General features: G+C 58.9%; 24 protein-coding genes and 2 pseudogenes. 4 read left to right on the top strand and 22 right to left on the bottom strand.

Going from position 1 to position 24,958, the window contains the following annotated elements; all coding sequences use genetic code 11:
- Nucleotides 1-567 precede the first annotated feature (567 nt).
- Nucleotides 568-1,089, bottom strand: coding sequence for a thermonuclease family protein (locus tag AC0L20_RS21780; protein ID WP_007605661.1), 522 nt, complete (start codon nt 1,087-1,089; stop codon nt 568-570).
- A 433-nt stretch (nt 1,090-1,522) separates the two neighbouring features.
- A complete protein-coding gene (locus tag AC0L20_RS21775) occupies nt 1,523-2,275 on the bottom strand; it encodes an energy-coupling factor ABC transporter permease (protein WP_473291965.1) in 753 nt (250 codons plus the stop codon).
- A gap of 373 nt (nt 2,276-2,648) precedes the next feature.
- Between AC0L20_RS21775 and AC0L20_RS21770 the strand changes: the two are divergent.
- A pseudogene (locus tag AC0L20_RS21770) lies at nt 2,649-3,014 on the top strand (RMD1 family protein); the annotation flags it as partial.
- A gap of 1,039 nt (nt 3,015-4,053) precedes the next feature.
- Here AC0L20_RS21770 and AC0L20_RS21765 read toward each other — a convergent pair.
- From AC0L20_RS21765 to nifH, 7 genes are all read right to left on the bottom strand, one after another.
- The gene (locus AC0L20_RS21765; RefSeq protein WP_007600062.1) at nt 4,054-4,350 is read right to left on the bottom strand and encodes a ferredoxin family protein; all 297 of its coding nucleotides are present in this window, start codon (nt 4,348-4,350) and stop codon (nt 4,054-4,056) included.
- A 40-nt stretch (nt 4,351-4,390) separates the two neighbouring features.
- A complete protein-coding gene (locus AC0L20_RS21760; RefSeq protein ID WP_473250695.1) occupies nt 4,391-5,698 on the bottom strand; it encodes an FAD-binding protein in 1,308 nt (435 codons plus the stop codon).
- 11 nt (nt 5,699-5,709) lie between these two features.
- Entirely contained in the window at nt 5,710-6,825 is a 1,116-nt protein-coding gene (locus AC0L20_RS21755) for an electron transfer flavoprotein subunit alpha/FixB family protein (RefSeq protein WP_473291961.1), read from the bottom strand.
- A gap of 1,149 nt (nt 6,826-7,974) precedes the next feature.
- Nucleotides 7,975-8,307 (bottom strand): nitrogenase stabilizing/protective protein NifW, encoded by a 333-nt coding sequence (nifW, locus tag AC0L20_RS21750; RefSeq protein WP_473292087.1) that lies wholly within the window; start codon nt 8,305-8,307, stop codon nt 7,975-7,977.
- Between the two features lie 50 nt (nt 8,308-8,357).
- Complete coding sequence (locus tag AC0L20_RS21745) at nt 8,358-8,936, bottom strand: hypothetical protein (protein WP_473291959.1); 579 nt, start codon at nt 8,934-8,936, stop codon at nt 8,358-8,360.
- Between the two features lie 68 nt (nt 8,937-9,004).
- Nucleotides 9,005-9,733 (bottom strand): nitrogen fixation protein NifQ, encoded by a 729-nt coding sequence (locus tag AC0L20_RS21740; protein WP_473291957.1) that lies wholly within the window; start codon nt 9,731-9,733, stop codon nt 9,005-9,007.
- Nucleotides 9,734-9,799: 66 nt separating this feature from the next.
- The gene (gene nifH / locus AC0L20_RS21735; RefSeq protein ID WP_007600043.1) at nt 9,800-10,690 is read right to left on the bottom strand and encodes a nitrogenase iron protein; all 891 of its coding nucleotides are present in this window, start codon (nt 10,688-10,690) and stop codon (nt 9,800-9,802) included.
- Nucleotides 10,691-11,071: 381 nt separating this feature from the next.
- Between nifH and AC0L20_RS21730 the strand changes: the two genes are divergently transcribed.
- A complete protein-coding gene (locus AC0L20_RS21730; RefSeq protein ID WP_473291955.1) occupies nt 11,072-11,197 on the top strand; it encodes a hypothetical protein in 126 nt (41 codons plus the stop codon).
- Between the two features lie 22 nt (nt 11,198-11,219).
- On the top strand, nt 11,220-11,774 hold the full coding sequence (locus tag AC0L20_RS21725) for a peroxiredoxin (RefSeq protein WP_317245385.1): 555 nt from the start codon (nt 11,220-11,222) through the stop codon (nt 11,772-11,774).
- Between the two features lie 1,794 nt (nt 11,775-13,568).
- Here AC0L20_RS21725 and AC0L20_RS21720 read toward each other — a convergent pair.
- The 10 genes from AC0L20_RS21720 to AC0L20_RS21675 form a co-directional block, all read right to left on the bottom strand.
- On the bottom strand, nt 13,569-13,835 hold the full coding sequence (locus AC0L20_RS21720) for a hypothetical protein (RefSeq protein ID WP_085394612.1): 267 nt from the start codon (nt 13,833-13,835) through the stop codon (nt 13,569-13,571).
- A 10-nt stretch (nt 13,836-13,845) separates the two neighbouring features.
- Entirely contained in the window at nt 13,846-14,205 is a 360-nt protein-coding gene (locus tag AC0L20_RS21715) for a DUF3024 domain-containing protein (RefSeq protein WP_007600036.1), read from the bottom strand.
- Between the two features lie 11 nt (nt 14,206-14,216).
- Nucleotides 14,217-14,456 (bottom strand): nitrogen fixation protein NifZ, encoded by a 240-nt coding sequence (locus AC0L20_RS21710; RefSeq protein WP_007600034.1) that lies wholly within the window; start codon nt 14,454-14,456, stop codon nt 14,217-14,219.
- Complete coding sequence (locus tag AC0L20_RS21705; RefSeq protein WP_007600033.1) at nt 14,453-14,773, bottom strand: nitrogen fixation protein NifZ; 321 nt, start codon at nt 14,771-14,773, stop codon at nt 14,453-14,455. The genes AC0L20_RS21710 and AC0L20_RS21705 overlap by 4 nt, the downstream gene beginning before the upstream one ends.
- Before the next feature lie 126 nt (nt 14,774-14,899).
- Nucleotides 14,900-15,124: a 4Fe-4S binding protein gene (locus AC0L20_RS21700; protein ID WP_473291948.1), complete on the bottom strand. Its 225-nt coding sequence runs from the start codon at nt 15,122-15,124 to the stop codon at nt 14,900-14,902.
- A gap of 15 nt (nt 15,125-15,139) precedes the next feature.
- Nucleotides 15,140-16,693, bottom strand: a complete 1,554-nt coding sequence (gene nifB / locus AC0L20_RS21695; protein WP_473291946.1) for a nitrogenase cofactor biosynthesis protein NifB — start codon at nt 16,691-16,693, stop codon at nt 15,140-15,142.
- Nucleotides 16,694-17,553: 860 nt separating this feature from the next.
- Complete coding sequence (gene nifT / locus AC0L20_RS21690; protein ID WP_007600030.1) at nt 17,554-17,778, bottom strand: putative nitrogen fixation protein NifT; 225 nt, start codon at nt 17,776-17,778, stop codon at nt 17,554-17,556.
- Nucleotides 17,775-18,986 carry a cysteine desulfurase NifS gene (gene nifS, locus AC0L20_RS21685; RefSeq protein ID WP_007600029.1) on the bottom strand — a complete coding sequence of 404 codons (1,212 nt, stop codon included), beginning with the start codon at nt 18,984-18,986 and terminating at the stop codon, nt 17,775-17,777. The genes nifT and nifS overlap by 4 nt, the downstream gene beginning before the upstream one ends.
- On the bottom strand, nt 18,987-19,280 hold the full coding sequence (locus AC0L20_RS21680; protein WP_438742988.1) for a NifU family protein: 294 nt from the start codon (nt 19,278-19,280) through the stop codon (nt 18,987-18,989).
- A gap of 39 nt (nt 19,281-19,319) precedes the next feature.
- Nucleotides 19,320-19,640, bottom strand: coding sequence for an iron-sulfur cluster assembly accessory protein (locus tag AC0L20_RS21675; RefSeq protein WP_007600027.1), 321 nt, complete (start codon nt 19,638-19,640; stop codon nt 19,320-19,322).
- Between the two features lie 324 nt (nt 19,641-19,964).
- On the opposite strand from AC0L20_RS21675, the gene AC0L20_RS21670 reads away from it, so the two are divergent.
- The gene (locus AC0L20_RS21670; protein ID WP_085394607.1) at nt 19,965-20,555 is read left to right on the top strand and encodes a hypothetical protein; all 591 of its coding nucleotides are present in this window, start codon (nt 19,965-19,967) and stop codon (nt 20,553-20,555) included.
- Between the two features lie 673 nt (nt 20,556-21,228).
- On the opposite strand, the pseudogene AC0L20_RS21665 reads toward AC0L20_RS21670, so the two are convergent.
- From AC0L20_RS21665 to fdxB, 3 genes and pseudogenes are all read right to left on the bottom strand, one after another.
- A pseudogene (locus tag AC0L20_RS21665) lies at nt 21,229-22,117 on the bottom strand (aspartate-semialdehyde dehydrogenase).
- A gap of 751 nt (nt 22,118-22,868) precedes the next feature.
- Nucleotides 22,869-24,029 (bottom strand): TlpA disulfide reductase family protein, encoded by a 1,161-nt coding sequence (locus tag AC0L20_RS21660; protein ID WP_473292084.1) that lies wholly within the window; start codon nt 24,027-24,029, stop codon nt 22,869-22,871.
- Between the two features lie 641 nt (nt 24,030-24,670).
- Complete coding sequence (gene fdxB, locus AC0L20_RS21655; RefSeq protein ID WP_085394605.1) at nt 24,671-24,955, bottom strand: ferredoxin III, nif-specific; 285 nt, start codon at nt 24,953-24,955, stop codon at nt 24,671-24,673.
- Nucleotides 24,956-24,958: the final 3 nt, after the last annotated feature.

Genomic DNA, 24,958 nt, shown 5'->3' with positions numbered 1-24,958 from the left:
CGCACCGCCGAGGGCGCTGCGCCGACAACGGCCCCGGTGATACCGTGGCCGAAGAAAGTCGCCGTGCCAGATGCCGATGCAGGCCCTCTGGGCCGAGACCCGTTGACCGCTAGCCTCAGTGTCGCAACGCGAACGCCCATGGTGAGGACGATACGCCCATCGGCAACCGGCGTGCCCACGGCCATGGCGTCTGGCCCGATGTACCACGCGGAGCGGCACGAACAATTCGCCACCGAACTCGCGAATACGAATAGAACAGTAATGGATCCCAGGTATGCCGCTGATGCTCCGGGGCGCCGGCTAAGAAAGTTCGCTTGCCCGAGTCATACGATGAGTGCCCTACGGAGCTGCAGGGGAGAAGATGCATCACAGAACGATATGATCGGCAGAGCGTCTTCATTTGCTCCGAATTGCTTCCGACCATCCCGCCCAAGAGTACGAGACCATCCTACTCGTTGAGCATGGTTGGGCGGCAGTGGTGAGCTTGACTCACTCCCGATCGAGCCAGCTCGCCCGTGACTGTCACCTCACGCGGAGCAACCGCGTATTCTGGTGTAGGGGTAGCCATCAAGGATGTGCGTTCGCGTCGTCAGAACAGCTGGCTGGTCGACCACCCAACCGAATGCAGGCTCGATATAACCAAGGTACGGCAAAGCTGCCCGCCCATAAGCCCAGCCCGGCACGATCGGCCGCGCGTTGCGCAGCATAGTATCGTCCCCTGGAGTATTGCTTCCAATCGAGCACGAGACCGTTACGCACCAACCATTCTCCAATATCGGTGCCACCAGCTGAACAGGTCGCTATCGTCCGTCCACACTCATCCTCCAGGACTGGCACGCAACTGACTTCGCGATCTTCAACGAAGCTTTCAAGATCGCGCGCGGCCCTGAGGCCACATTGATATGGATTGCCCTTGATATCTCGGCACATTTGGGTCTCATCCGGCGCGTCAATGCCCCAGAGTCGAACGCGTGTTCTGTTGATTTCAAGGGTGTCGGTGCTGATGACCTTTGCCGGCCCCGTCAGCCCGCCGGCCAGGACGATGCTGAACAGTGCGAGCATGGTCAACACCACGATCAAGCCTGGCATGGCGATTTTCTTTGTCGGACCGCAACCATTCCCGACGAGCGCAGCAGAGCGCTGCCAAGTGGCCAAAGGCGCTCGATCGCAGCAGTGCTAATGTTCCGTAGGTAAGATCGCTCGACAGATGATTCCTCCTGAATCAGCAGCGCACCCCTCCCCTCACCTCCAACCTCGCCCGCGATGCTGTGCGACCCGGCTGCTGCGCTGAGCGAATCGGGCCCGTGCTCCACGTCATTGCGGCAGTCCGCCTCGGCTGCATCGCGCACCGGCAGGACGCACTCCGTCGTGCGCGTCCGCTGATTAGCGACGAGGCAGGTGCAGACGGCCGGCCGCAAGTCGGCGTGATAAGATTTCCCGGTGGCCTTGTCCGAAATGAGCATAAGCTCGGCCGCCTTTCTGGCACCGATAGCAGCAAGCACGCGCCGTCCGCGGTCGCTGCTCACGGCAACTGTAAGGGAAAGCGTATGCATCGCTTGAGCAAAACGGGCGCTCCGACGGCCATCGTTGTTATCAACGGCAACATGCCTTCTACAGGCGGTTGGCGACAACTCCGCCCGCAGTCACGCCGCCCAACTTGTTTCGCGAGCGCCAGCACAGCCATCTCAACCTCTAGCTGGACCAGGGACATAAGTGCGTAGCAACCCCCGAACCATGCGATGTTATAGAGATTGGCGGCGCCGAAGCCCGCGCCGTAGAGGGCCCAAAACGTGACGCAGACAACGATACCAGACTGATACGCCGTCGAGAGGGCAAGCGCCTTGCTGTACTGCAGATCGCGATGCGCGGTGTTGGACGGGATGAGCCGACTGGCGAGCGCCTGCATCGCAAACAACGGCACCAGAAGCGTCGTGGCATTCATACCAAATTGCGGCAGGTCGGCCGGAACAAAGAGTATGTTTTCCAGCAACAGGCCGAGCGCAAGACCAAACGCAGCCGCCGCCGCGCCGAACAACAGAAACAGCATCGAGCCGTGGACGAAGCGCACCTCGGAGACGCCAACCGCAAAGTGCGGCAGGATCTCGAAGAACATGAACACAAGCGTCGCGGCGATGGCTTGCAGGGCAAATGACAGAGCGCCCCGCTCGCGCATAGCCTCGACCAGAAGCTTGGCGGCGACGCAGCACGTCGCAAGGCCTATGGCGTAGCTCAACACAAGCTTGGCGCCTGTTACTATTCCCGGTTCGATATGCATGGTCCAGGTCCCTCTTGCCTTTTTACTCGGGCCTTGTGTGGAGACCGCTCGAAACGGCATTTCAGTTTCCGCACCTGGGTCGACCGCTAACGTCCTGCTTCCGCCATGTCGGACCGGGTGTGGACATAGCCTCCGCTCGGTCTGCGGGACTTCGATAGCAACAGCTATGCCACCACCGCCACCGCGCTTAAGCCTCTGATTGCGCATTGAAACGTTCCGTCCCCGCAAGGCTCGCCGCGTGAGTTAGCTGACATACTCTGGATGAAATTGGACACACATGGGTGCCCCGTCTTTGCTCAACCTGTGCCGTTTCGAACAATCGTTCTACCTCCCTCCTTGAATCGGAAATCCTTCGGGCGCCGGCGCGAAGACACCCTTTGCACGCGAACTAGCCGAGCGCGGCCGACCGCGCGAGGACCCAAGGGCATTCTCCAGCTGATCGGCGATGCGCTCCTGGTCCAGCAGCGTGTGGCGGGCCGCGCAGCCATTGCCGAGAAGCCCGACGCACTCTGGGGCAAGCCGGCGCTGGAGCGGCTCTATTCGCGCCTGAAAGACGGATACGAATTGAAGGAGCGGCTTGAGATGCTCCAGCGCAAACTGCGGGCCATCTCCGGAACGGCCAACGCGCCGACGGGCATCATCGAGACACGGCGCTCGCTGCGTCTGGAGGGTTATAGTCGTGCTGATCGCGATGGAAGTTGCGATCGGATGCGGTCAGACTATTGCAGCAGCTCAGTGAAGTGCGGCTGGTCACAGCACGCGAGGCGCTTTCCTGGCGTCTGAGCGGGCCTACTAACGTATCAGGCCCGGTAGTTGCGCGGACCACGCTGTTCGGCGCACGCGGCGGCGTGTTTTGGCCAAGCCTTCGCCGTGCTCGTGCACGCGAGGTTCGACGAAATTCCGGTGCGGCTCGCGACCCAGCAAATAGGCGAGGCGACTTCCGGCGCAATTCTCCGGAAATCGATCAACGATCATGAGTGTATGGCAGACGCGCGGCAGAGCGTTCACCCCGACGATCCAGCGTGACCCGAGAAGACCCTTTGTCAGTTTGCGGCGGACCGCCACTGAGCTTGTCCGCTTCTCGCGCGGCAAGCTTCTCAGTTCGACTATGCGAGCCTGGATGTCGCCAATCGAACTCTCACGCCCTGCATCTGCTCGCCACGCGTTAGCTCCTGCCCTGCTCTTTTGTACCCGAACCATCGTCATGCTCTCCGGCGGACGATATATCCCGGCGATACAGCGGAATGGAAGTGCAAAGTTGTGTGGTGCATGCGCGCAGTCCGCCTGACGAACGCGGAACCGGCGGTCGCGCGAAGGACTCAGAATGCGCTATTTTCGTGATGCGCTCGTGCTTTTCTAGTCTACAAGGCGCGGGATGGCATGTTGTCGGGTCGTGGCTACGGCGAGCGAAGGCCTGCTTCCAACATTCCGTCAGTAGGTGATAGGCAGCGAGCCGGTGGCGGCGGGCGGATCACCGCCAACCTTCCAGGGAGGACGAAACCGGCCAGATATTCCGGAAGACAACCAGACCGTGGACCAGATCCGAGACGGACGACGTTGCGTTTGCACCCTTGCTTCGGATCCGCTCGCTTTGGCTATCTTCGGGAATATTATAGCGGAAACCGAAAACTGCGTTTGTCCACATGCAAGGGCCCGCCGGGTAGATGGAAAGATTGGGACACCGGTTGAACGTGACCGGGTTAACGCCGATTCCACGCGTGATTTAGTTGCATCGCGAGAACGACGTAGCCGCCGTGGCAGGGCTCTCACCCGAAGTTTTAACCGAACTTGAATAGGACACCGTAACCGCCGCGTGGGTAACTCCACTCGATATCACCACTTTCTTCGCAGATCACCCTGCAGGTGCCGCATTCGATACACCCGTCGACTGTCACCTCAACATGACCTTTATCGCTGAGCTCGTAGCACCGTGCAGGACAGGCCTTCAACATCGACAAGAGCCGCGAGGATGGCGTGGTGTGCGGACGCACCTTGATATGGGCACGGCCGGAATCGACAAGATAACGGTTGTAGAATAGTTTATCCTCGACACGTTGGGATGGCTCGCTCGGCATTGTTTCTGGCTCCGTCGTTCGTCGTTGTCTTAGGTTTGGATCACCGCCAGGCCCGGGCAATGCGCAGGGCATCGCTAAACAGCCCACTCCAAGACCGCGCCTTGATGAATGAGCTCAGCATCAGCTTCTCTTTCTCGAGTTTTGGTGTGCCGTCGACGCGCACGTAATCCTGCATCGCCCTGGAGAAGAGCTGCGGATATGTGAGAAAGAAGTTCTGCGAGTGGGTATGCATGAGTGCCGGCATATCCTTGTACTTTTTCAGGTCCTTGATCACGAAAGAATCAGTTAGCATTTTCTTGTAAAGTGAAAGATTTTTGGCCGTCATCGGATCTTTTCGCGATCTGATAAGGCAGATCGCTTCCGCCGCGATACGGCCCGACGTCATCGCCAAATTGGACCCCTCGCGATGGATCGCGTTGTTAAGCTGGGCGGCGTCTCCGACGACCACCCAGCCCTCCCCGCAAAGCTGCGGGATCGCCCTGTACCCTCCTTCGGGTATCAAGTGCGCAGAATATTCCTTGACTTCCGAACCTTCGATGAGCGGCGCGACGGAGGGGTGACGCTTGAAACCCTCGAGCAGGCCGTAAGGCGTCTCGCCGGTACGCTGGAAGTCGGCAACAAGACAGCCAATACCGAGCGAGATGCATTCCTTATTGGAATAGATGAAGCCCATACCGGTCATGCCGCGGGAGATGGTTCCGACCGCTTCGATGACGAGCCCCTCGTCGCCTTTGAGATTGAAGCGAGCGTCGATTGTCTCGCGTGACAAAAAATGCATCTCCTTAACCGCGAGTGCGACCTTGTCCGGTTTCGGCCGCCCTCTTAAGCCCGCGCCCGTCCCGAGCACTCCGTTCACCCCCTCGGCCAGCACGACAACATCTGCATGGATTTCACCCCCATCGCGGTCTGTGCGCACCCCGACGACCCTGCCATAGGAATCCTGGAGGAGCTCGGTCACCGTGGTCTCGCACAGCACTGTAGCGCCGGCGTCGCGGACCTTCTGCGACAACCATTTATCGAACTGGGCGCGGATGATGGTGTAGCGGTTCGGCTTCTCCTCGTTGAAATCATCGGATCGATAGTGAATCCCGGTGTGCGAACGCTCGTCCAGGATCCAGAAGCGTTGCTCGACTAGATGCCGCTCAAGCGGCGCATCTTCTCGGAAGTTCGGGATCAGCTTCTCCAGCATGTCGGCATAAAGGATGGCCCCTTGCACGTTCTTCGACCCGGAATACTCGCCGCGTTCCAGCTGCAGCACTTTCAGCCCCCGCTCGGCCATTGTAAGCGCCGCCGCGTTCCCGCCCATGCCAGCACCGACGACGATGGCGTCGAATCTTTCCTGAATCATAACAAGCTCCCCTAGCCAGCGATGCGGTCGTGCGAGTGCGGCGATAGCTGCGCGCGGAATGCAGAGGTCAACGCCGGCAACAGTCGAATAGCGTCGGTGACGATGCCGATATGGGCGAAGTCGAAGATCGGAGCGTTCTTGTCAGTGTTGATGGCAACGATGAGGTCGCCGCCCTCCACGCCGACGCGATGCTGGATAGCGCCGGAAATGCCGGCCGCGATATAGAGCTTTGGCCGGATGGTTTTCCCGGTCTGGCCGATTTGTCGGTCCGAGGTGGCCCAGCCCTTCTGGACCAGCGGCCGCGAGCAGCCATATTCGGCGCCAAGCACGTCCGCGAGCTGGTGTACCAGTTGGAAATTTTCAGGCGATCCCAGACCGAGCCCTCCAGCGACGACCACGTCGGCATAGGCAAGGTTGGACTTTGTAGAATGGCGGTCTGGCAGGAATGACAGGACCTTTGTGACGATATCTTCTTCTACAAGCCCGAGCGGATGCGAGATGACGCGCGAGACGGCGCCTTCCACGCGCTCGGGCATCGGCATCACGCGCGGACGGACGGTTGCCATCTGTGGACGATAGTTGAGTGTGTAGATCGTGCACAACAGTGAGCCGCCAAACGTCGGCCGGGTCGCCGCAAGCGAGCCGTCGGCATCGACATCGAGCTCGGTGCAGTCGGCAGTTAGGCCGGTGAGCAGTGTGGTGGCCACTGAGCCGGCGAGATCACGGCCGAGTGTTGTTGCCCCTAGGAGTAGGATTTCCGGCTTATAAGTGTTGACCAGCTCTGACAGGGCCTTCGTATAGGACTGGTTGCGATAATCGGCCAAGAGATTGTCCGCGACGATATAGGCGAGGTCGGCGCCGTAGCAGAAGGATTCGGCGACCGCCTGCTGCGTTGTCTCCCCGACCGGGCCGATGACAACCGCGGCGAGGTCAACATTGAGCTTGTCGGCGAGCCGGCGGCCCGCCCCCATCAGCTCCCATGAGACGGGGTGCACAACCCCGCGTTCCTGCTCGATGAAAACCCAGACGTGCTTATACGGCTTAAATCGCTCGGGCAGTTCCCTCTTGGTCGCCGCGCGACCACCACCCGCGGCCGGAGCTGCACTTTTCGGTGCGGTGCTCATCATCTGTACTCCCATTCGCATTCAGTAGCGGCTCGCCAGCGGCGCATGCTCCGCCTCCAGGTTGGAATTTGCGCTTGAAGATTTCTTCAGTTAAGCGTCGGGCCGGATGCCGGCCGGCATCGCGACAGCACCGCGTGGCAGCAGCGCGGGGCCGACACAGCCGTTGCTGGATCTTGACGACGAGCCCGGAAGCATGCGCTTCCGGTTCGTTCCGGATGCGGCATTCTGGGACGACGGTTTGGTTCCCGGCACTGCTAAGGCACCGACCGGGCCGGTCACGCGTGCCGATCGATTGGTCCTCCTCATTTTAGAGATGCAACCGAGGTGCAACAGATCGAGGACCTGCGAGGGGCTCGGCTGGTACGATTGTCGGCCGCGTCGTTGCCGGTGGAAGCGCGATCTCATTGCTCCGAGTGCGCTTGTTTCTTGCCGATCATAGCGACAGGCCCGCAACTCCTGGCGAGGACAGGAGGGGCGGCGCTCAAGGCGCCCGGTCAACAGCGCCGCACGGCCGGCGTTGTTGAGCAACGGCCCTCCCCGCGAAACCTCGGCCAAGGATCGGCCAATGGGGGCGCACGAATCAAACGCACCTTTCAGCTGAGCCAGGTATGCGACCATCGCTTTGGCGTCGCGACGCATTATGGTGCCGGCAGGCAGCGCGCGCGAACCTGCGCGGCGTCAAAAATACAATCGATGCGGACCAAGACGTGCATGCGCTGCTCCAGACTAGCTGAGCATATGTCAGCAATTGTCGTACCAATTGCGCAGGCGATGAAAATTGACCGCTATTTCACAAACTTACTGAAGAACGAAGTCGGATTGGCGGCCTCTCACGAGGTCGAAACATTCGAGATCGTACTGACCCGTGTCCGGAATGCGACAGAAGACACTCATCTGAACATTGCTGAGTTTTCCGCGCAACATGTGCGGTCCCGCTGCCGGCACATGATTGCAGGAGATAGGTACACCTGCGTACCAGCTCGAAAGGATGGAAATGTCGGCGGTGAGTCGTGATTGGCCCCTAAGGAGCCGTGGTGATGAACTGCGGATCCGCGAGGCGCAACTGCAACTTTCCGCTTGAATTCGAAGCCATGGCTTGCTGTGAGGCTCTTGGGACCTTCACGGTCCAGAGCACGACATATAAGCTTCAATTCACTCCAACAAATCGAGCTGGATCAATGCGGGATGCTTGTTCGCTTGTGGTGCGGTCGCATCCTTTAGCACCTTGAATACGCGCTGTTCGATCGGCGAGGACGTGACGAAGTCGGCATAGGCGCGCTCAAGCGTGGCCCTGCAACGCGCGGCGATCTCAGGATCAGATGCACCGGTCAACTCCTCGCCTGCGAGATATTGGCCCATGCGGCGCAGGATATGAAGCCGCGCCACATCGACGATTTTCGCATCGTACTCGACGCCGAGCAGTGCAAAAAAATCCTCTGCCGCAGAGGCCTTGTTCAATCGCGCAAGGATCCCATCCGTCGTCATTCTCAACCTCCATCTCGATCCGCGCCCAGAAACGACCAGGCTGGAATGTTTCAACCCGATCGCGCGACGCGCGTGGCTGATTCGCTGGTGACGAGCGAGCTCTCGTGAATGTCGCGCCAGATCGCCACCACCGTTTCCTGCGCAACCAGACCTTGGTGCTCGATGGCATGCTTGCGGACGGGCGCGGAGATGGTTTCGCTTTGCTCGGCGCCGAAAGAAAGTTGCACGACAGCAGCAAGGTGATCGCGGCGAACCCTGAATGCTTGCCGATTACAATCCGGAGGGAGCGCTCGGGCGGCCCCGAGTCGAGCCCTTCGTAGCTGCGCCGGGTCCTTTAACAGCCCGTGGACGTGGATGCCGGATTCATTGGTAAAGACATGCTCGTCGACAATCGCCTTGTTAAGCGGCACGGTACGGGACGCAGGGGCTGTACCGACGACCGCGGTTTTTTCCAGTTCGGATAGCAGCACGCCGGTATCACCGCAACGGAGCTGTCTGAGTGCGACGGCAACTTCCTTCAGCGGCGCATTGTCGGCTCCTCGAGCTATCAACCCACGATCATCAGACGCCGCCTCGACCCTAGGTCGGGTGCGCGCAATCGTTTGCCCCGACCTGTTTTCACCCGCCATGCGACAGGTGGCCGAAAGCTCGTAGGATATACCCGCAATGGCGCCAAAGAGGGGTATCAATAATGAACTCAGCCTTTCAAGCTTGGGACGGCTTGGACGGCGTCATCAAGGCGGCGCAGATGATCCCGCCGACGTCCGGCCATCCGGCTCTCCCCGCTCTCTTCGCCGAAGCAAAGATCAAAATCATTGCATTCCGTGCAGACCGGCGTGGTACACATCACCAGGCCGTCATCTTCGCATAGCATGCGATAGAAGAAGCGCTTCCAGCGCATGTTCTTCCTATTGCGAGCCGCCAGCGGCCCGAAATGGCGCATGAGGACACGGGACAATTCATCCCGCTTCTGCAGGCCGAGATCTTCCCACAAGTGATTAGGCTCCATGGCGCGCCGCGCGATCATCGTCGCGAGCCAGCCGCCAACCTCGCCACGAGTGGAACGTTGCGCAAGCAGGAGGTCGCGTACCATAACTGTCTCGTCAGGCGCCGGTAAGGCGGACTGATCGCGCCAGGTATAGCTCCTGACCGGGGTGGATGGGAAGTATTGCACCAACAGCGCATTGAGCTCCTGGTTGGTCAAGCCAGCCCGCTCGGGAAGTTGGCCGCCATCCATGGCTGATGTGGCCAGAATGCAAGCGAGCACATGGTGATCGAAGTCATCATTGTCGCTGATGTCGACTTCTGCCGGATGGCGCCCGGTCAGAAGCTGGTAGAGCTCACTCGCGTCGCGCTGCTCGGCGGCGTGAGCTACCGATACGCGAGATGAGATCGTGTCGGCCGTTTTTCCTTGTGTGCCGATCATAACTTTCGCACAGCTTCTGAGTGGACGATGTCGGCCTTCCCGGATCGAGAAGGCCGACAACATGAACTATGCCGAAATAGCGGCAAGCTCGGCAGCGGTCTTGCCGACCTGGCTCTCGTCGACGGGCTTGATGATGCCGTGCTCCATGAGCATATCTTCGAGCTCGTCCATGCTGATTGGCGTCGGGATAGCGCCTTGTCCGGCATTATTGTGGATCTTGGTCGCGAGATTGCGATAGTGATCCGCCTGCTTGGAGTCCGGCGCGTATTCCAGCACGGTCATTCGGCGCAGCTCCGCGTGCTGCACGACATTGTCGCGCGGCACGAAGTAGATCAGCCGGCTGCCGAGCTTCTTGGCAAGAGCATCGGCAAGCTCCAGCTCCTTGTCGGTCTGCCGCTCGTTGCAGATCAGGCCGCCGAGACGCACGCCGCCGGAATTCGCATACTTCAGAATACCCTTCGAGATGTTGTTGGCGGCATACATCGCCATCATCTCGCCGGACATCACGATGTAGATTTCCTGTGCCTTATTCTCACGGATAGGCATCGCGAAGCCGCCGCAGACGACGTCGCCGAGCACGTCGTAAGAGACGTAGTCAATGTCCTCATAAGCGCCATTCTCTTCCAGAAAGTTGATGGACGTGATCACGCCCCGTCCGGCGCAGCCGACCCCCGGCTCCGGACCACCGGACTCGACGCATCGAATGTCCCTGTAGCCGAGCTTGATGACGTCCTCGATTTCGAGGTCCTCGACGCTGCCGGCATTCGCCGCCAGGCTCAGAATGGTGTCTTGCGCTTTGGCGTGCAGGATGAGGCGAGTCGAGTCCGCTTTGGGATCGCAGCCGACGATCAGAATCCTTTGGCCCAGCTCAGCAAGGGCCGCCAGCGTATTTTGCGACGTCGTCGATTTGCCGATGCCACCCTTGCCATAAAACGCGATTTGTCTCAGCGAAGACATGTTGCTCTCCATCAACCGATTGCTAATTTCTCGCGCCGAATGCGCGAGCCTGTTTCTCTCGTAGAAATCATGGGCACACGAATTTCGGGAAGGAGGCCATCGCTCGCCATCAGCGTCGGCGTGCCCTCAGCCCTCGCTCGTTGTTGCTCCATCCAGTTAGCAACTGGCGTGCCATTTCCTTCGCACCTGCATTAAGCCTCTGATCACCCTCGACTAACAGCGTGGCCTCGGACGCCAGCGTGCTGTGGCGGACCGGACAGCTGCAAGGGCTCTGACAGAAACCCGACAAAGCCTCGGCGCTCGGATTCCACTGCGAGCGCCGGCCAAGGAGCACAAACGGGAAATCCCGCGCCTTACGCCCGAGACAATTGAGGAGACGACATGTTGCAGATCGGGCTCGAGGATGTCGCCAACATCAAAGGCGAATGTTCCACGAGGGCATGGCAGGCACTTGCCGCCAGATCGGGTGGCATATTGCTTGCTCAGTCGCTGAAGGCTGTTCCGTGAGACCCGATGTTGTGAGGACAATATGCTTGGAATTGGAAGTAAGTTGCCGCCGTTCGACATCATAGGCGTGAAGCCCGGCTTTCACCTGCAGGAGGAGGACGGGCAAAGCGCTTTCGAGACGCTGACTGAGAGAAGTTTCCCCGGCAAATGGAAAGTCATCTTCTTTTACCCGAAGGATTTCACATTCGTCTGCCCGACCGAAATCGCCGAGTTTGCCCGCCTGACGAAGGATTTCGCCGATCGCGACGCAATCGTGCTTGGTGGGTCGACCGATAACGAGTTTTGCAAGCTCGCCTGGCGGCGTGACCATAAGGACCTGCACCGTCTATCCATCTGGCAGTTTGCCGACACCAAGGGCGCACTGGTCGATGGCCTTGGAGTGCGCTCGCGTGATGGCATCGCACATCGCTATACCTTCATCGTCGATCCTGAGAACACGATCCAGCATGTCTATGCGACTAGCCTCAATGTCGGCCGCAGCCCCACCGACACGTTACGCGTTCTGGATGCGATACAAACTGATGAGCTCTGCCCTTGCAACCGCGAAATCGGCGGCGACACGCTTAAAATTGCCTGAGGCAACATATCGATCGTGCAGTTGGACGAGCGTTCCGGCCGCGGGACGTCAGACGCAATCGTTCTTCGATGATGTCAGGTGAGACGATGCTGCCGCAAACACTGCTAGCGCGTGCGACCCGCAATTCAGGTCTCTTTACCGGTCATGAACTCCGACGCCGCCGCCGCGATATTCGCGCGGCCGTCGCGGCGGCGATATCCACGTCTCGATCACGACGATGAACAGCGTTCACGGCCGCTTCGCTCACCTCACATCATCTCGAACACAAGCGGATGCCAGCGCGGCTCCCCATGAACATACAAACGCTTGTACGCTTCTGCGCCTGCCGGACGCACATCTCCCGCCGGATTTCCTTATACTTCGTCGTAGGCCGGACCGCGGTTCTCTTTTGTCTGCGGCTTACCGGCATGCAACTTCAAGGGGTCGATCCAGCGCCCACGGGTCGGAAAGAGGGTACCAATCTCTCCTCTTGGGGCATTCTAGGTTTCGGTCGCCGCGCCTTGAGCAGGGTGGACGCAGCGGCAGATGGCTTAGCGGCGAACGAGGCGTGCCTGCCGTCGATCGACGCGCTCGCACACCGTATTTTCCGGGCCCGGCAAATCTATATTCAGAGCCTAAGCAGCACGTTGCGACGAGCGATTCGCTTGAGTCGCTGATTGAACACGACAATCGGTCGGGTTTAGGTCAAGTAACCGGATCGACGGAGAAACCGGTCAGCTCGTTCGCCGCACGACCTAACCGTCGGCGCCGAGCCTGAGACGACCAACTGGCCGGCAACCGCACGCCGCCTGACGATCTCGATCATCACGCCGGTCGATTTCCGAAGCTGAATCCCATCTCAGCGCTGGTGGCCCAAGCCAATCCCCAAGGTAGACGCTTTCTGCCTTAGGGAGCCTTCGGATCGCTTCATAAGCTTTGAAACCCTAGCTACAGGGGTGCGGGCCCTTGAGTGCGCCTTGAGCAGCTTGACCTCGTCCTTACTATATTCTTTGCGCTTGGTGCTTTTCGCCACGTTATGTTCTCCGATTTCGCTTTGCACATCTATCTGCAGCGCCTTGTTTTTGAAAAACGCCGCAACTGCTTCCCATTACCATATCAATGACCATCGGCGACTATTCAAGCTGGCTTTTATCTTCCAGATAAGAACATGAACTACACGCGAATTTGTTCTCTGTCCTTCTGTATCTTTGTCCGCGTGACAAACCCGATTCCCGACGCACGCCAGGTGGTTCAACATGGAAGCACGCTATCGAGACAGGGATGATCGTTTCGGTCCTTCAAAAAACAACTCAAAAGCGCTTCTTGCTTAAATACATCAACTTCACTCAAGAAGACGTTTCGCAGAGCAATATTCAGGCGCGGAGTAGCGCTGGATCGGCCAGGACGATCGTTGTGCTCCCGCGCATGATAAACCGGCCTTCACGAGTGTATGGCGTTACCGCGCGAAGAACGAACGTCCTCTCATACCTGCTGGGGTTCTGCGGAACTAGGTCGAGTAGTCACAAATGCGAATCCTGCGACGGCTGAGGTTTTCTTCGTCAGCAGATCGAGCACGGCTTGCTCTTCCTCATTTGACCGCCGCAGTATTCTTGATCGAAGGGGCCACGTAGAGATAGCCAGGAAATTCCATCCCCAGCGAACAAGATGCGAAACCATCGCCTGCCCCATGTCATGGACCCGATGAACGAGCGAGCGACCTGATCGTGATGTTTCGCCAGGCCGGGCACGACGGCATGGCAAACAACCCGCGGGCCTAGCGCCCTGTGAGCCTGGCACCGGCAGGCGATTGCTTGATCATGACATGGCAGAGCGCTTGGCCAGCACAATGCCGCTGGCGCGCCGCGGATCATTCGTGATCTGTGCACATTGATCTCCGCAGTCGAGTAAATGCAGGTCGAACTGGCCAAACCGGCGGAACGGAGTGTGCGTCATGTCGGAGGCGTCGCAACAAATCCAGGCAAGATGTGGAAATTTCTGCCGGAGCGTCAGGCAGGGCTCAGAGCCTGTGTCAATAGCGGCGAGCGTCTGCTCGATCATGGTCAATTCGCCTTGGCGCACCATCCACAAATCCTCATCGCCAGAATAAACGTTCAGGATCGGCATTCAGAACCGTTGTCGCCAAGCCAAGCCGTTGATGGGTCGAATGCCACTCCCAGACGTCCTTACCGTGATCTTTGCGGAACAGCTGCCATGCCGCCCCCGTCCTGTCGTGGCGCAGCAGCGCGATCTCGACGAGGCCACCCTCCGCATTGATATTGCCTGAGCAACACGGGCTCTCGACTAGATAGCCGCCAGGAACCGCAGTCACCTCTGGCGAGACATATCGGTAGCGCTCGCGCTTCGTGAGTGCGCGCACGATTCGCCACCGGTCGAGCTCGTTGGGATGGGCAGGCAAGCCGGCATGATGTCTCCTGATGATTGCCGCGTTCATTGCGCAATCTCCTAGAGTGCAGAGATTTCTGCCTCGATGCAGCCAACCACCAACTGCTTGCCGAAATCGACCATATAAATGAATAGGTTCGCTTCCGTATGGCGACCGATCTGGACGATCTCACCAACGTGCCCGACGCTGACCAGACACTCTTCCGGCGACGCGTCGGGAAAGGAACCGTCGTTGAGCAGATCTATCGCCGCCTTGACACGTTGGCCTGACTGGTATCTTGGCAGTCTTGGTTCGATCATCGGGATGCCGCTCCTGGCAAGGAAGGCTCCTCGCCTTCGCGGCTTCGCCTGACTAGATCGAGCTCCTTGCCTTTCATGCCGACGCGATAGCCGGAGCCGAGGAATTCGACCCCATAGATATAAAATTGTTGTAGGAACGTGCCGATCGAGACGACATAGCCAAGCTCACCTTTCTTGACCAGAACCTCACCAATCTCCTTGCCCACATAAGTGCCGTCGTTGCGGATGGTGCGGTTGGCCCGCACCTTGTCGCCATAGTCAAACAAGGGGGCGTCCGTCAGCTCGACGATCTCACTATCGCGGGCGATGTTGCTCATGCTGTCGTCCCCGTTCCACAGTTCGATACAACGTCTCGCACAGCCGCGGCCGCCGCCCGTCAATGCGGAGCATCAACCGCCCGAGTTTCTGAACCGCTAGTGTTGTCATGACATCCATCGTGGCCCTCAAGCAGGCTCCTGGTGACGCGGCAGCGCCGCGTCGAGCACGCATGTATTGTCAACGGGGCAAACCGCCACGCATTGTGGCTCGTCAAAGTAGCCGGCGCACTCGGTGCATTTCTCAGGATCAATCAGGAAAACGCCGGCTCGCTCGGAAATAGCGAGGTTCTGGCATTGCGTTTCGCACGCCGAACAGCCCGTGCATTGCGACGCGATGATCTTGAACGGCATTACTTGAACCCATCCTCAGGCGGCGGAAGTCAGCGCGTTGGAGCGGGCCGCTGCATCGACCCTTTCAACGTGTTGGATCTTCCCCTCATTGACTTTATCGAGATAGAGTTTGAACCAGGCGGTGACCGAGCCATCGATGAACTCGCAGGCGTACCGATCGACCGGCTCTATGCCGGCCTTGATCAATTCGGCCTTCGGGCAGCCGCCGATCTTTGACACGAATATGGCGTGGCAATCCTTGATGGCGCCGATGGCCATTTCGAGCTTGCTGTCCTCGCCATGACCACCTTGGCAATAGGAATGTATTGCTCGATGACCAACGTATTTTGCGCCTGAAGTCGAGAGCTCGTAGACCTGGAACTCCTTGGCATGACCGAAGTGCTGGTTGATCAATCCCGAGCCCTTGGTTGCAACCGCCACCAGCACCTTGATTTCGCTGGACGCGCTGGCGAGCCGCGCAAGCGCCTCCTGCTTGGCCACAAGGTTCGCGGTGCGCGCCTTCTCAACCTTAGCCTGATACTCCTTCCGGGCCTGCTCGTCGTATTTGATGTCCATCGCCATGATTTTTTCCATGGTGAACTCCGCGCCGCGGTCCTCCCCGAGCAGTCCGACAGCGTCGGCCCGGCACTGGCGACAGTGACGCATCATGCTCATCTCGCTTTCGCAGCTATCCTGCAATGCTACCACTTCCTGTGCAGTCGGGCCGCGTTGCCCCCTGAGGCCGAAGACGGTCCCATGCTCCGGCGACGATATCAGCGGCATCACGTTATGCAGGAAGGCGCCGCGCGACTTCACGGCCTTGTTAACCTCGACCAGATGCTGATCGTTAATCCCCGGGATCATCACCGAGTTGACCTTGCACAGGACGCCGCGCGCGGTGAGCATCTCCAGCCCTTGGAGCTGTCGATTGCTGAGTATTCTTGCGGCTTCAATGCCGGTGCAGCGCTTGTGGCCGTAAAAGATCCACGGATGGATCTTTGCACCAATTTCGGGGTCGATCATGTTGATCGTGATCGTCACGTGGTCGACCTTGAGTCTCGCGATTGTGTCGACATGATCGGGTAGCGCAAGGCCGTTCGTCGAGAGGCACAGCTTGAGATCTGGCGCGATCCTATTGACGAGCTCGAATGTCCTGAATGTCTTGTCCGGGTTCGCGAGCGGATCGCCAGGACCGGCAACGCCGACCACGCTCATCTGAGGGATCGCGGAAGCGACCGCCAGCACCTTCTTGGCGGCCTGCACCGGCGTCAACTTTTCACTGACAATGCCAGGACGCGATTCGTTAGCGCAATCGTACTTACGATTGCAGTAATTGCATTGGATATTGCAGGCGGGTGCGACGGCGACATGCATGCGGGCATAATGGTGGTGCGCCTCCTCGCTGTAACACGGATGGTTCTTCACCTTTTCCCAGATCTCAATTGGCAGATTGGCGATGCCAGCCTGAGATCCGCAGCTTGCCTTACCGCTGCCACCGATCGTACCGCAGCCCTTGTGCGTCGCCATGACTTGCATGGTCTCGCTGATCTCGCCGCCGCAGGATACCTGGTGTTGCGCTGAAGTACTCATTGTTCCAATTCTCTTCGCAAGCCGAACCCTTTCGGCAAGCATCCCCAGAGTCTTTCTGGAAAGCCAAGAGCAACTGGCGTGCCATTCCTGCAGGATGAATTTAAGATTTCGCTTTCAAGTACTTAGCTAAGCCCTGGTCGATTGTTAGCTTTATCAATTCATGTTGGAAAGCTGACAAGGGTTGCGATCACAACAGCGCTGACACCATTGTTTTGAGGCCCGGCAGGCAGCGTCAGCTATGGCTTCGGCAAACGGCAGGCGGGTGGCGTCGCTTGAAAGTTGATCTTCCGTCAGAACGTGACGCCTAGGCAAAGCACAATCCGCAAAAGACGTCCGGGGCGCTTTGAAGGACAGGTTGATAAGGCGAGCCTAGAAGCAGAGAAAGCAGTCCTGTGACTGACCTATGCCATGGAAGATCACGCGGACCCCTGCGTGATGCTCCGGAAGGGCATTGTCAACCAGGTGAAGAGAAACGCCCGCTCGCCAGGGTCAGGGATCATCACGAAGGTTGATACTTCTGAGCCTGCGATCTGGGCCGGCGCGCGACTCAACCATTCAAAGCTGAACCTTATGGAGTCCAGCCATTGGCCTGACGCTGTTAAGACGCGCGGAATGCAACGAGCGGCCTGGCGGCCGCCGAAAAGGGGAGGTCGCGAAGGCCTCCCCACCAACGCCATCCCGCTGGCCGGATGCCTCGATGCTGCGCCCCGGCCAAGATACTGCCTTTGGCAGCGCGCGGCAGCACGATCTTGGTTCCGAACAAGGCTGCATGGGCTGTCGCGTTGACCGGTACGCGCTCACCGCGCCCGCCAAGACTTCCCTGGACATCCCAGTTGGACGACGTCCATAGACACGGAGTTTCATTTTTCGGTTGCTTCGCCGCCGCGCTTCTTGGCGTTTATGGTGATTGGTAGGGTGGTGTCGCTCGCCATCGCCGGTAGGTCGAGCACCCAGCCGTTTGCGATTTTAATCCAACCACCCCACAGCGTCTCGTGCTCCCAGCCGACGATCGGCTCCTCAAGATCTTTCTTGGGTACATAAATCGAAAGGCCTGTCTCAGGCGAACGACGAATCATGACCTTCATAGGGGCTCTGCAGGTTGCGAACTCTCGCCCGCACGCTCCTGACACGCACGCAACAGGGCTCTCTGTTCGGAAGTAATGTGCGCCAGGACTTGCAGCACACGATCGATCTCATCCAGCGCCGTCTCTCGCGAGAGCGAGAAGCGAACCGCACCGCGCAAAAACGCCGGCGCTACTCTCATCGCGCGCAGGACATGGGACGGCTCCATCGAGCCGCACGCGCAGGCTGAACCGAGTGAGGTGGCAATTCCGTCACGATTCAGGTGGTGGACGATGGCCTCCGCTTCGAGACGCTCGAAGGCAATGTTAGAGGTATTTGGCAGGCGGTTTTTGATATCACCAAGCACGATGCAACCGCCGAGCGCGAGAATGCCGCGCTCCAGCCGGTCGCGAAGGGCGCAAATCTGGATCTGATCTTGTATGAGGTGTGCCGCCGCGAGTTCCGCCGCCTTGCCGAGCCCAACAATGCCTGGGACGTTTTCGGTGCCAGCGCGGCGACGCCGCTCTTGCACGCCGCCGAAGATCAGCGGCCGGAACTTAATGTCCTTGCGGACATACAGCGCGCCGATGCCCTTCGGACCATGGAGCTTGTGGCCGGAGAGCGACAGCATATCGATGTCCGTCGTCTTCAGGTCAATGGGAATCCGCCCGACGGCCTGGACTGCATCGGTGTGAAAGAGCGCGCCGACTGAGCGCGCCATCTTGGCGAGGGACTTCACCGGAAAGATCGTACCGGTCTCATTATTCGCCCACATGATCGAGGCGACTGACGTACGCTCCGACAAGGCATTGCCATAACTCTCGATGTCCAATCGACCGCTTGCATCGACCGGAATGACATGGATCTTGATTCCTCGTCGGCCCAGCTCCTCGGCAAGAGACAGCACGGCCGAATGCTCAACGGCGGTTGTGACGATCTCGTCGCGTCCTTCCTGCACGGCGAGCGCGGACAGGATCGCAGTGTTGTCAGATTCCGTCGCGCCGGAGGTGAAAACGATTTCGTGATCGAATGCCGCGCCAATGAGAGCCTGCACATTTCGGCGCGCCTGCGTCAATGCGGGTGCAACCTCAATGCCGAATGCATGCCCGGACGACGCATTGCCGAATTGCCCAGAGAAGAACGGCAGCATCGCGGCGACCACCAAAGGATGTGCAGGGGTCGTGGCGTTATTGTCCAGGTAAATCGGACGCACGGAGAGTTCGCTCTGCATTTAAGCCCTCACTTTGGCAGCTCCGGGGAACGGGATCAGGCGGGCAAACTTTCCGAGCCGCTCGATCAGGCGCGCCTGAATAGCCGCGAGCGTCGTGCCCGCAAGCTTGCATACCCTGCAAGCGCCGGTTAGCCCGACCATGATCTTGTCGCCGTCTATTGCGACGAGCTCACAATGTCCCCGATCGCGCCTGAGGCTTGGCCGACTCTCATCGAGCACGGCGCGGACAATCCGCTCGCGATCGGAAGGCTCGATAGTCCGAGACTGCTTCGTAGGTTCAGCCTTCAGGCCCATGTTCGATGCTCATTCCATTGCCAAGCGTACCAAGGCGACTCAGCTGAACGATTTGCCGCATGAACAGCTCGATTTGGCATTTGGGTTATCGAAGCGGAATCCTGATCCTTCGAGCGACACCACGAAATCGATCGTGGTGCCGTTGAGATGCGCCCGGCTCGCGTTGTCGACAAAGACTTTAATCCCGCCTTGCTCGAACACGGTCTCATCGGAGCTTGGCTCATGAGCAAGACCCATTTTATATGTGAATCCCTGGCAGCCGCCGCCTTCGATCATGATCCGCAAACCGGTTGCCGGCTGCGCTGTCGAGGAGATTGCGGCCTTCAGTGCGTTGATGGCGCTATTCGTTAGGTTGATCATCTCTGGCTCGTTCTCAGTTCTCTCGCAAAGCACAAATGGCAAATCCCATGCCAGTCGAGATGCAGATGAAACCAGCTTCTATTGCAGAGGCCCACCATTCGATTTGCGACCTGTCGGGTTCGCGACAGGCGGTTTTCCGGCAGCAGGATGTCATGCGTGCGAGGCCTCGTGATGGTGACAGCAGGTATCCCCGCAAATCGCGCCAAGCCGCCGTTTACGCTCTACGTCGCTGCAGACATCGCGGACGGCAAACAACTTGCAGGAAGGTAGGGGCACGTCGCATTGGGCGACCCGTGCACACCACAAATTGATGAGGAGACTTCCATGACCTCAATCGACAACACCGCTCTTGGCCCGCTGGACAAGGAGGGGCGATTGCTGAATGCGGTGCTTAAGAGTGAAACAACGAAGTCCGGGCGATTTGGGTTTCGAGGCGACATCGCGCTGAAGTTCCAAGCCCAGCTCGCCGACGAAAAACGACCGCCGGATTATTCCATCGAACAAGTTCTTGCAATTGCACAAGAAGGCGAACCAGCCATCCCAGTCCTTGCCGGATATCTGCATTCCTTCGCTTATCTACCCGAGGCCGCGAAGGTGCTGGATGGCAGGCTGAGCCCCAACGGCAGCTATTTCATCTTCTGCAACAACATTGATCTGCTCGCGAAGTACCGCACAAAAATAGGCGACATCACCTTCCGCATTCTGCCTTGCAACGAATCAACCGTATGGAAGGAGATGATGGACCTCGCCGGCATCGACAAGAACGACCTCAAGAAGCTCGGTACCGCCGCAAGGCTCGACTACTTGCTCGATGCAGCCAAGGAACTCGATGGATCATACACGGAGATCTCATACGAGGACGGCCTAGCCAAAATGGAGCCGGTGAAGAACAGAAGCGAAAACCGCCCAGTCTGAGGCATCGCCTCAGATCCCTTTCTCGCCAGCTCGACAGTCCGCCGCAAAGAGATTCACTGCAAACGCTTCGCCTGCGGCGGGCTCTTTCAAACCTTGGCGATGCACTTCCGGCCCAGCTTTTCGGGCAGATGACATGCCCACTCTGCTGGTCGTGTGTTGGCCAAGAGCACTGTCGTCATCACGCTGTGGCCGGCTCACCGCGACGGTCCGACTGAGCGGGTCTATCGTGATCAGGACATTCTAAGTCTGACCGGTTCATGGTCGCGGTCACACTTCAAAGGCCGATCGACGGTGTGTGGATTGGCTTTGGCGTTGTGCTCCAGGCCTTTGCCGGCCTGAGCGGCGCTGAGATGTCGCGCGAGGAGCGATCACTATGCTGATGGTTCACGGAAGGGCCGGCGGTGATCCGGACATTCCGGGGGTGCGCGATGTCCGTGCTGCGGAAGCCGGGGGCATCCGCGACTGCAGCGACCACGGGTGGATGCAGAACTCGCGCCGACCCGGATGCGCGGTAGCGTACGTGCGAAATCGCCTGACAGAATCCGCCGCAGGGAGTGTGGAGGACGGAGTGGTCGCCAAAGGGGTGGAGGTGCTGGCAATGTGTAGGACTGCCCGAGTACCCGTCGCGGTAATCAGCAGCACCCGCAGGTCGAGCAGGCGGGTGGACTTCCCGTCAGCCTCGGCTTCGGCCACGCAGGCTTAGACCTATCGTCTCGGGCGTGCGCCTGATTACAGGCCCAGCAACAGCCCTTGCGATCTGCATGGCGTGCAACGCCGCGGCCTTTGAGCAGTTGATCCGCCGCAACGAACATCGAGGTCGGATGCCCTGAGGGATCGCTGAGGTCCTTGTGGATGCGGCCGACCAGAACATCACCCTGGCCAGCGGCGGCGATTGGTATCGGACCTCGTTTTTGGTGCGGTCGGACGACCTTCACGCCGGGCGCTTGCGCCATGATTGGGCGCACATGCTCCTCGCTGATCGGCTTCTCGCATTCGAAGTTGATGGGCGCGCAGCACGGGTACGCGGATGCAGGTCACACCAGTCACGATTATCCCGTCCGAGAAGATCTTGAAAGTTGGCAATTGAGATTGACACGCGTGAATTTCAGGAACCTTTTCCTTCGCAGCGGCGCCGGCCCCGCTGGTGACCCGCTAAGTTGCGCTTATCACGCGCTTGATGCGATTTCTTCTGGTGCGATGATGCCCTTGCGGTCGCGGACGCGGCCCGCATTGATCTCGAGGATCACCAGCGGCAGGTTCGGATCCATTCGGAAAGCGGAGGAGTTGTCGACCACGACAGCGCCTGCCCTGACCGCGATCGGCGCGTCCGTTTTGGAGATGCCGTTGCCGTCCGAGAACAGGGCGATGTCGTCAGCTCCTCGATCACGACGCCCTTGCTCCAGAACGACATCGTCTTGCCGGGCGAGCGGGAGCTGGCCAGCGCTTCAGCCTGCCAAAGCGAAAGCCGCGGCTGTCCGTGGAGGCGAGAATTCGGCGCCCCCCCGCCGCCGGTGACCGCCGACAATCGCGAGCACGGGATCGTCACTCACATTTTCCTCCATTTCCGTTTGAGCCGATCTGGTCGGAAACTCGGATTCCACTCTTCCGGATCAGCCTGTGCAGACAACAAAAAAGTGCGGGACCAATGGCGGCGGGGCTTCGGTAGAGCTGGTGCGTTCAGTGGACGAGTAGGCGCGCATGCCTCTCCGGGCCCCGAAGGCCGTGGTGGTCTTGGTCGCGCGTTTGGTGATCGTGAGCATGACCGCTACTTGTGCGGTATGCTTCGCAAGAATTGATGTTGAAGAGTTACTGATCGATGGTTTGAAGCATTCGAGATCCGACACTCTCAAGTCGCCTTCAGCATTTTCTGAACCGACCACCTCCTTTTTTTAAGAACAACACGTTCTGTTCATTATGCTAGCCCAATAGAACATGGGATCGACGTCTGGGGCGGCGCAACCGGTAGGAGACTGCCAGATCGAACCTCGATGCTGCATTTAAGTTCTTCGAAGGGGCGGTTTGTGCCGGAAACGGCAAACATTACTGCGTGAGTAATGCTCGATGTGAGTAGCAGATCGATAGTGTCGAGCTACAAACCTGAGTATGTAAAAACGGCGGAGCCGGCATCCCTTGAATACAAGCACTAACGAGACACCCAGCAACGAAGAGCCGCAGGGCGTGGCATCGCTCGTTGTCGGCTAGGTTTTCCTTGTGGCGTGCGTGTCGCAATCGCCCTGAATGATTCTGCTGGTGGCGAGCGATTCGAAGGCGCTAATTGGGCCCGATGGTGCGTCTTCTGATTAACATTTCTCTTCATGTCTCCTCCTGCGGCTGGACGTTGGGAGCCCCAGGAGACTTCTCTCGCGGAACCGAACAAGATCCGCCGCAAGAAACCTTCTCGTCCCTGTAGTTGGCCAAGGCTTGGAGCAGCCGTGGCATATAATACTTCTTCGCACGCTCCCCTGGCAATTCCGGCATAGCTTTCGGATCGTCTAGCCACGTCATCGCCCGCTCGATCAGCTCGATCGCATGTTGCTTGTCACCACTCTCGTGGTAGTACTGAGCGACCACCATATAGGAAGAGCAGTTGAGGCCGCCGAAGGCCTGCCCAGGATTGAGGATATGTTCCGAAACATCCCTGCCGATCGCAAAGCGTTCCGCACGCGGGAGGTGCGTGTTGTCGTTCTCCGCATCAAAGAGTTGCCTCATCGCGCCAACCAGCGCACTCAAAGCCTCTGACTGTGTCTCAATCGCATCTCGAACCAGTTGGCGTAAGACCTGGAAACCAGTCGCCGTGTCGCGCATTTTGTGAAGCAACAGATGCGCATGAATCTCCCGGAAGTGGAGATTGTCCGGCGTCGCGGCAATGCCCTCTTCGACGGCTAATAGCGCTGTCGGCCAGTCCTTTGCTTCCATCGCCGCTCCAATTCTCCGGTGCATTGAGCGTTCGCGCGCTAGGCGCTGGCCTTCCGCAATCCGTTTCGCATCAGCGAATTTAGCTTGATAGCTGCTGCGCCAAGTGCCGTTTATTATTTTCGGTAAGACGTCGTCGAGTGTGATCGGATGACCGATATAGGCAATGTGGCCGTCGCGATCGACGACGAACGATGTCGGAATCCCAACAGATGAGCTGGCATCCATCCAAAGCTTGTTCATTTCGCCCGTACTGTCGAACCCGATTCGATAGTTCAAATTTGAGAACTTCTCAGTCAACCATACGTCCAGCTTGGTACGAGCCTCATCCGCCGTTGGTGCTTGTTCGCTAGCTGCGACTCCGACGACCTCAAGCCCCTCGTCTTTGTATTTTGCTTGCAGCTCAATGAGATGGGGCATCGCCTCCTCACATGGACCGCACCAACTTGCCCAAAATTCGACGATGTACACTCCCCCTGGCTGGAACTTCGTAAGGGGGGCGCCACGCAGCCAGTTCTCGACTTTGAGCGAAGGAGCCGGGGTCGCCATGCACAGCACCATCATTTCTTCTCCAAAGTCAGTTGTTGCGAGAGCTTGTCTTTACACTGAGTTAGCAATCACCGTGCCAGGCGCTCCGCGCGCACTAAGCACATGAAAAAGCTTTGAGAAACATCCACACGCCCAATAGGTCCACTGTAGACTGACATGCTTTGCGTGAGCGTTAGATTTCGGGCACGCATCGCGCCCTTCCGGTCACCAAAACGCGAATGCGCATCCCCGAGCCGCGACGTAGGCTTCGCCGTAACGCTCGGCGGCGGGCTCAGGGCGCTGAGCGAGTTAAGGATCACCCCTTAACTGCCGCGCGATCTAGCCGGGGTGCCCAAGGCCGCTCACATCGCCTGCCGAGTGTCTGTTGATCTGGCGCAAAGGCGGAGACTGCGCGCGCAGCCCTGAACAAGGCGATGCTAGCCAGCCGACAGGCTACTCACGAGCATTTCTGCCGCACTGAAACCATGCAGAATTCGCAACCAAAGTCACCTAGCCCATCAACTCCTTGCGCCGTGGTTACTGTGGTCCGCGAGCACGAGACGGCGCGGTCGTGTCATTTGATCATTTGACCGATCCCCCCGAAGGACAGCCAATAGTCCATGTTCGGGCACGGTCAGCTCAGGAAAGCTGGGTTGATAGCGAAGAAAGTCGCTTCAACCCCGTGGCGCGTGCGTCTGACAGTTTGTTGGACACACCCGCGCGCAGGCGCTGCAGCCGATGCAAGCGCCTTCGTCATTCAGCACCATGATTTTTTTTTCGAGCTCATCGTCCTCCTCATCGAGATCGATGATTTGGCCAGCCTCGCTTAGGCCCTTCAGCGTCATGACCTCGCGGCCGCAAACCTTGTAGCAGCGGCCGCAGCCGATGCACTTCTTGAGATCGATAGAAACCAGGTAATCCGGCTCCCAACTGCGGCCGTCTCGGGTCCTAAATGACATGGC

The organism is Bradyrhizobium sp. Kon58 (genome assembly GCF_055807455.1).
The sequence above is the reverse complement of the archived record's forward strand: the minus strand, read 5'-3'. Positions and strand labels throughout refer to the sequence as shown.